We start from the raw sequence: 7,662 nt of genomic DNA, 5'->3' as shown, positions 1-7,662 counted from the left end.
GGTTACCGACTCAGCCCGGAGGAGGTGCAGGATGATCGATCGCAAGCGCGTAGGGCGTAGGAGCCGCCAGAGAGGGGCACAGGGCGAACGTGACGTGGCCAACGAGCTGCGCAGCGTCTATCCCGACGCAGCCCGTGGTGGGCTACTGCAGACGCAGTACGGGCGTGGATCCAATGCCTGCGATGTCGAGCACACCCCGTGGTGGATCGAAGTCAAACGGGGTGCACGGCCCAATATCCAGGGAGCGATGGAGCAGGCGGTGGCCGACACCGACGGGAGACCTCCCCTCGTCGTCACCCGCAAAGATCGGGGTCCCTGGCTCTGCACCATGACGCTGGAGCGATTTCAGCACCTGGTCGGGATCATCCAGGAGTATCAGAAAGCCGTCGATCCAGAATTTCAAGTAATCGCGGCGGCTCCATCGCCCCGAGCTGCAGCCGAGCCGGGCCCCGGAGCAGCTCCCGGAGACGACGACGACGAGTCCACGTAAGCTCGGCCCATACATCGATCGACTCACTGCCGCGCGCATAACAGAGGCGAGGATTACGGGTGGTGTGCCCGCGCCCCATGTGCGACCACACAGCGAATCCCTCCCCCAGCATGCGCGCCAGCTCCCCGGCAAACCACTGGCCAGCGGAACAGGAGTACAGGATCACCGTCCCCTGCTCGGTCGCGCTCTGGATGCCCGCGGCGAGGCACGCCGCGCCGTCCCGTCCATGAAAACCCAACCCGATGCCCCGGGGAAATCCGTGGCAGAAAAATGCCACCTGCTGCAGGCCCCGATGCTGGGGTCGGAACAATTGATCGAGCACTGCGTCGCGCACCTGCTGCGCGCTCAGACCCTCGGCATCGAGAAACAGTTCAGACGCCTGGTTCGCTCGCGACCATGCCGTGCCCTCCGGCACGAATGCACCGGAGGCATCGTGTTTGCCGGGTCGATTTACGGCGGCGATCAATGCGAGATTCAGCGCGGGGGCGGTAGGTCGTCCGGGTGTGGGGGCCGAGCCGGAGGGCTCAGGGGCAGCTTGATCGATCGACCCGACTCCGCCGGGTGCAGCAGGCTCAGGCGGGCCAGCAACGCGCGCAGCCGCGCTACTGCCCGATCGTCTTTTGGGCTGGGGGTGAGCCTCGTTACCGCACTGGCGGCGGCGAGGAGCGCCGCCAGTGCTCCCACGATCTCCGCCCAGTGATCGACGAGCCAGATCATCGTCCGCTGCTCCGCCAGAATCTCATATCGACGGGGAACGCGACATCCACGCTCTCGACGTGGAGATATTGCACCGGCACCCGACCCGGCTGCGTGTGGTCGAAGAGATCGGACATGTCGAACCGCACGGTCTCTCCCGGCGGCAGGATGGCATATTGGCCAGTGAGCGGCGAAGGAGGGGGATCCGCCGGATACGTATTGGTGTTCGGACCCGCGGCAAATCCCGTGGTGGGGTCGCCGTTCACGTAGTATTTAAGCGCTTTGTCATTGGGGCCGCCCACCGACGCATTTTGGATGGTCAGGAAATTTAGCAGCAGCCCGTGGCTCCCGCTCGGCGCGCTGCCGCCAATGTCCGCGGGCACGCCCGGCAATGGGATCACGATGCCGGCACCTACTTGGTAGGCGTAAACCGCGATCGGGGGTCTGACCTGCTGGGCCTTGTCTACGTTTGCGCTCATGTCATCTCCGTTTCTTCGCTGACCGTGCGCCAGCGCCCGGCACTCGTCCTGCTCGCCGCTGGCATGCGCGCCGCGGCAACACTCTCTGCGCGTCGCCGCGCATTGAGGCCCGATACCTGGGCCTCCTCGGCGGTCTGCGCACCGGCGTAGTTGCGCTGGAACGCGAGCAGCGCAGACGGGGCCATGAGATGAGAGCCCGGGATGCCCAGCATCATACCGATCAGGACCCGCGTCTGGTGCGGCACATCCCCGGCCCGCTGCATCGCCTCGCTCACCTCGATGGCCATGCCGGCAAACATCGAGGGATACACCGCCTGGACCGCCTCCGCGGTCTCCGTGCGCAGAGTGCCCGCGCCGAGATCCTCCAGCATGATCGCCGGGTCCTGCACCGCCCGATACGTCAGCAAAAAGGAGTCAATCTGACCCTGCCCCGGAGCCTGCGCCGCGCCAGTAAGTGGGTCGCGCACTACCTCGGGCAGCTCCGCCGCGAGGTGCAGCAGCGCCTTCGCACCCTGGACCTGCATCGACTGGCCCAGAGCCGGGTCCAGCGCGGTGGTGGCCCGAGTCGCCTGGGCCAACTGCGCGACGGTCAGATCCATTTGCTCCACCTGGCCCCGGATACCCTCCGCCAGGGCCATGTAGGTCTCCCTCTTCGCCGTGGGAGTCATGCGGTCCAGCTCGCTGCGATCGGGTGCACCCATGCCCCGCGTGATGGCTGCCCCCAGAAGATGAGGTTTGTATGCGACCCGCGACATCTCGAATGCGGGCTGCATGGCGCTCACCGCGCGCGCCATCCGTTGCCGCGCCTCGGTGACCGCGGTCACCAGCAACGCGCGAGCTGTCGGGCTCTGCATGGTTTTTCGACCCAGCGCGTAGATGGATCCGAGCGTGGGCTCCATCGCGATCGCAGCGCCCAGCACGATGTCCCGACCGCTCGCCTCCTGCACCCCACCGAGCAGCCGTTTCATGGAGACCCAGTACCCTCCGCCCGCTGCCGAGGAGGCCCCGTCGGGAGCCTGCGCTGCGAAGGCCTCCGCTGCCGCCCCCCGGGCCTTGAGCCCCGGAGCGACCTTGGCAGAGCGCGACTCCAGCGCGCGAAGCGGGCGCTCCAGAGACTTCGCCGCCCCAGGATCCAGCTCCACCAGCCGCCGCGCCTGCACCACGTACTCCTCGATCGCTGCACCGGTCTCGCGGAGGTCCGCTCCCTGGCCGCGTAACGTCGCAGTAGCCCGTGCACGGTCCAGTTTCCCTGCACCGCCCAGTGGCATGGGTGCACCGCCGGCGACGCCGTACAGCGCAGCCTGCGCACCCCGAACGCCATCCATTGAGGCCTGCGCCGCATTGACCGCCTCGCCCGCCGCACCGAGTGTGCTGGGCATCGCCGGACTGCCGAGCTGCGCCTGGCGAAGCTGGCCCAGCAGCTCGGACACCATCGACTTGGATGCGTCGTCCGCTGTGGTCGATGCCCCTGCCGCGGCGCGCAGGACATCTCCCGCGTCGTCAAACGCCAGGAAACTCTGGCCGAGCTGGCTTGCCCGGGCTCCGCCGCGCGGGCCACGGCTCTCCGGGATCGAGAAATGCCCGCGCTTCGCCGTCGCAGCCGTGGCCCCTGCGCGCGCACTGGGGCGGCGGGTGGCCGCGGGGGGAGAGATGCGCTGGAACGCAGTCCGAATTTTCGCAGCATTCGCCACGAGTGCCGATTGCCCCGCCGCCTCGGCACCATCGAGCGCCGCGAAAACTTCCGCTTTCACGTCGTCGAATGCCCGATGCGCTGCGTTGACCTCCCCGGTTATCGCCTCCGAGGTCAGCTCCACACCTCGCAGTTTCGCCAGCCGACGACCGATGAATGTCCCCTGCACTCGCAGCTTCGGGGAGTGCGCCCGCGCATCGGAGGCCAGCGACTGCAGGCCCGCTGCTGGCGGCGCAGGGGGGCGCGCAGCCTTGGGGGCAGCCTTCGCCGCGGGCTGCGCCAGGTCGTCCACAGCAGCGTCGAGAGCAGCCAGTTGCTCCTGGATCTCCACCGCCTGCCGCCGCCCGCTCGGCGTGGTCGCCGCACCCAGACGTCCCGCGAATCCGGGCGCTCCCAGCTCCTCGGCCAAGCCGGGATCCACCGCCTGGCCCGCACCCGCGCGCCACTGCTGGGACGTTTCAAGGTCGGCATCGGTCGCATGCTGCCGCGAGACCATGCGGTCGAAGGCCCCGCGATCGGCATACTGTTTGCCCACCGCCTGCGCGGCCTCGTCCCCGGTGAGCAGCCGACCCGCCGCGCTGCGCAATTTCTTTTTGGCGAGGGGAGCACCCACGCGGTAACCCGTCGCCATTGCCCGCACGCCACCCAGGACACCCGCTGCGCCGAGGCCCCACATCGCCCCGTTGCCCGCCGCGCTCCAGACCTCCTCGCTGGACAGCTCCCGATCGTCGATCGCAGCCTGGGCATACGCCATCTGCATGTCCCCGAGCGCACCCTCGGCAGCGAGGGTGCTGGCGGTTCCCATCGCACGCACCGCTGCCCCGCGGATGCCCGGCGCAGCTCGCGCAGCGGTCGCTCGGCCCGCGAGGTAGCTGGCCGCTTTTCCGCCGCGGGTGAGCAGATTGGCGGCACCATACCCCAGCCGCCCGCTCTGCAGTGCCGCCGCACCGACTCCACCGGCAGCGTTGGCTGCGCCAGCGATAGCACCGCCCGCCAGCCCAATCGCCGCCCCGCCCACGATGCCCCCAGAGACCATCGCGTTGACGTCGCCAGCGATCGCGGAAACCGGACTCGCCTCGCGGGAGGCCTGCACCCGAGCCCGCGCCAGGTCGTCCCCGAACCAATCAAGTGCCTTGCCGCCAGTCGCAGCGATGGCAGTCGAGGCTGCGAATGTCTCCGCCGAGCCGAGCGTGGCCAGCCGCTCCTGGACGATCTGCGCAGACTCATCGATGAGGCGCTGGGCGATCCGATCCCGGGAGATCTCCCCCCGATCCGCCCGCCGATAGATGCCCGCCTCCGCGTCATAGTCGGCCCCCGTCACCCAGCCGACCTGCCCCGTCCGCGGATCGTGGACATGCACCCAGCGATTGCCGTTGACCACCGCCTCCGACGAGTCGCCGCGGGTGAGCATCGCGAGATCCTCCGCGCGCTCCGTGAGGATGGCGCGCAGCTCCGGATCCTGCAGCGCACCTGCCGGCAGACCCTCGGTCAACCGACCGAATGCCTCGCTCTCCCCCTCCGCCTCGTAGATCGGAGTGGCTGCCGGCGCAGGCCCAGGGGAGGCGGGAGGACGATCGGTCACTGGCGGCTGCTCTTTCTCTGCACGGTGGATACGATTCCGGCGAGGCGAGAGTGGGCCGCATTAATCTGGCGAGGCTGCGTACCCTCGTTCAGCAGGGCATCCAGCTCCACCTTGTACGCCTCGTGCATCATTTCATTCATCTGATCCCAGCCACCCTCCTTCAAAAACAGATTCCAGCTCTCGGGGTTCTCCAGGAACTTACCGATCGTCTCCACCTCCCCAGCGTTCAAGACACCGCCCTTCGAAATCTGCTGGTTAAATAGCGCGATCGCCGCGAGCCGCCGCGCTTTGCCTTTGGCGGAGAGAAACTGATCCAATTTGTCGGCATCGCGGAGCTGGACATACTGCTGATAGGTCTGCCGCCATTTCCCCATACCCCGGTCGGAGTCCTTGTAAGAGGCCAAGTCCTTCTCGATGCCCTCGTAATAGGGGAGGGCAATCGTATCCTGCTGCCGTCCGACAGTTCTCCGCCCTTCCAGATCCTTCTTGATCGGGTAGTCTGAGGGAATCTTAACCTGCCGATCCCGCATCTTATGGAGTCGGTCGCTCTGGCCCTTGTCGAGGCGGGTCCGCGTGAGGGAGCCCACCCGCACGATCCGCCGCCCGCCCCGCTTGCTCCGCGGGTCCTGCTGCCACCCGGGGGGCGGATTTTGGTAATGGTCATCGGAGACGTGCAATGCCTGTACGGCAGTCTTCCCGCGCCCACCCCACGCAGCAATGGTGGCGCCCGGGGGGATGGGCAGACGGTCGGCGGTGAGGGCGTAGCCCGGGGCCTTCGGGTGTGCTGTGATGCCGTACTGGCCCACCAGAGCATGCTGGTCTGCTGGCGCAGGAGCAGGGGCAGCAGCACGGCGAGGCGTGCGCTTGGAGCGTGGCACCACCTGCGCCTTCGTCTCGGCAGCCTGCCCCTCCTCCGCTGCGCCCACCGCGGCCGCTTCCAGCCCGCGCTGCGTCGCCTCGCCACCGTCTCGCGCTGCATCCTGGGCCATGTCGGGATCGGAGATCGGCGGCAGCGTCTGACCCTGGCTCGCCGCGAGCATCCCCTGCGCCTTGCGCAGTGGCATCGCCATCGTCACACCGAATTTCTGGCGAGTTACCTGCTCGATCAACTGCGCATATTGCATGCGCAGATTGGCAATCGCCTCCTGGCCGCGCGCCTGGAGCACCGGGTTATTCGTCTCCGCGGTGATCGCCGCAATCCGATTCTCCGAATACCGGAGCAGCGTCGCCTGCATGGCGTTGCTCGCTGCCACGTCGTCCCGATACGCAGCCCTCATTTCCTGCGCTAGCTGCAGACCCATTTGCGCCGCAAACTGCTGGTTTTTGATGGCCTCGCGCTGGCTCTCCATGTCCCGCTTGATCGCAGTGTCGATGATTTTCAGAGCGACATTGGGACCACCAGTGCGCGCGGAGAGCATTGCGCCCGCCGCAATCGAGAGCGCCGCGCCGAAACTCGCAGCCTGCGAGTCCGTGCCGAACAAACGCCCCGGACTCGGGGCCATCGCACCGAGGGAGTCTGCCTGCGCCTGCAGCCGCCGGGAACTCTCGATGCTCTCCTGCATCGCTTGCTCCCGCTGCTCCGCGAGCCGATTCGCCTCCGTGCCGAGAAGATCGCTCGTCTCGCGCAGGGCCTCTGCGCGGGCCTGCTCCTGCGCCTGGAACGCGCGCGTCAGCTGGGCCTGCGCCCGCTCCTGTCCCGCCAGACCCTCCGCCAGGATCCCCAGGTTCGGAGAGCGCTCCCCGCTGACCTGCACCCGCGCCTGGGGAGGTCCCGCGCGGCGACCGCCGCCTGGCGCGGTGGTGGTCTTCTCGTCGTAAATGCCCGGCATCCCCTGCTCGTCGTACTCCACCCCCATCTCCCGCTGCATGGTATCCAGCGCGGTGGAGGGCCGCGTGGGTGGTGGTGCTGCTGCCGTGCCCGAGGTCGCCGCCGCCGCGCCAGGGCTCGGAGCAGCGACGGCAGGAGCATCCGCGGTCGGCGCAGGCTCCGCCGGGGTAGCCGATGCCGGCGCAGCGGGCGCTAGCGGCAGGTCGTTACGCTCCCCCATTGCCGCCGCCCTTCGCCTCCGCCGCCCCCTGGCCCGCCAGCCACGCGCCGCCCTGCGAGAGCGCCGCGAGGCCCGCGTCAATCTGCGACGAGATCCGATCCTTGCGAATCTTCGCCAGGGTCTCCTCCGCGCGCTGGCGCTCCTGCGCCGATGCAATCGCAGCCTGGGCCATGACATTGGTCCCCGCCCGAGCCGCGGTCATCTGCGCATTACGCATCGCCAACCCGGGGGAGATGTCCCGCCGACCGAGACTCGCGCCGCGGATGGAACGATTGAGCTGCCCCGCGGCCAGTGCACCCTCCCGCCGCGCCAGAGTGTCACCACCCATGCGCGCACGCAGCCGCGCTTCATAGGCCCGATCCCGCTCCAGCCCCGGGCGCATCGCACCGAGCGCCGCGCCCGCCAGACCCACCAGCGGGCTGGCGATCTCCTTCCAGTTTCCCCACTCACCGCCCGAGCCCTCAGACGGCCCCGGGGCCTGCAGCGTGTCCCCCGGTTGGGGCGCGGTCTGCCGATCTAGCCAGCGCTGCGACTGACGATCGAGTAGCTGATTTTCCGGAGACGATGGATCGAGCAAATCATCCAGCGAGGGTCCACCACCGGAAGCCAGCGCTGCCGCACGCTCCTGGTTACCCCACCCTGCCTCTGCCATCGCCTCGGGCGTGAAATCCGCGCGT

5 protein-coding genes are annotated in these 7,662 nt (G+C 68.5%); all 5 read right to left on the bottom strand.

The window, feature by feature from the left end; translation table 11 throughout:
- Positions 1 to 362: 362 nt before the first annotated feature.
- Positions 363 to 956: a hypothetical protein gene (locus GY812_05300; protein ID MCP4434906.1), complete on the bottom strand. Its 594-nt coding sequence runs from the start codon at positions 954 to 956 to the stop codon at positions 363 to 365.
- A gap of 247 nt (positions 957 to 1,203) precedes the next feature.
- A complete protein-coding gene (locus GY812_05295; protein MCP4434905.1) occupies positions 1,204 to 1,665 on the bottom strand; it encodes a hypothetical protein in 462 nt (153 codons plus the stop codon).
- The gene (locus tag GY812_05290) at positions 1,662 to 4,937 is read right to left on the bottom strand and encodes a hypothetical protein (protein MCP4434904.1); all 3,276 of its coding nucleotides are present in this window, start codon (positions 4,935 to 4,937) and stop codon (positions 1,662 to 1,664) included. The genes GY812_05295 and GY812_05290 overlap by 4 nt, the downstream gene beginning before the upstream one ends.
- Positions 4,934 to 6,787, bottom strand: a complete 1,854-nt coding sequence (locus GY812_05285; protein MCP4434903.1) for a hypothetical protein — start codon at positions 6,785 to 6,787, stop codon at positions 4,934 to 4,936. Before GY812_05285 ends, GY812_05290 begins: the two co-directional genes overlap by 4 nt.
- Before the next feature lie 184 nt (positions 6,788 to 6,971).
- Positions 6,972 to 7,662 (bottom strand): hypothetical protein (locus tag GY812_05280; protein ID MCP4434902.1); only part of this gene is annotated, 691 nt, incomplete at its 5' end.

The organism is Actinomycetes bacterium (assembly GCA_024222295.1).
In the GTDB taxonomy this organism is placed as follows: Bacteria; Actinomycetota; Acidimicrobiia; order Acidimicrobiales; family Microtrichaceae; genus JAAEPF01.
Note: the sequence above shows the minus strand (reverse complement) of the source record. Positions and strands in the feature narration are given on the sequence as shown.

Coding starts and splice junctions, on each gene's coding strand:
- GY812_05295 (MCP4434905.1), bottom strand. CDS start 1,665: ATGAGCGCAAACGTAGACAAGGCCCAGCAGGTCAGACCCCCGATCGCG.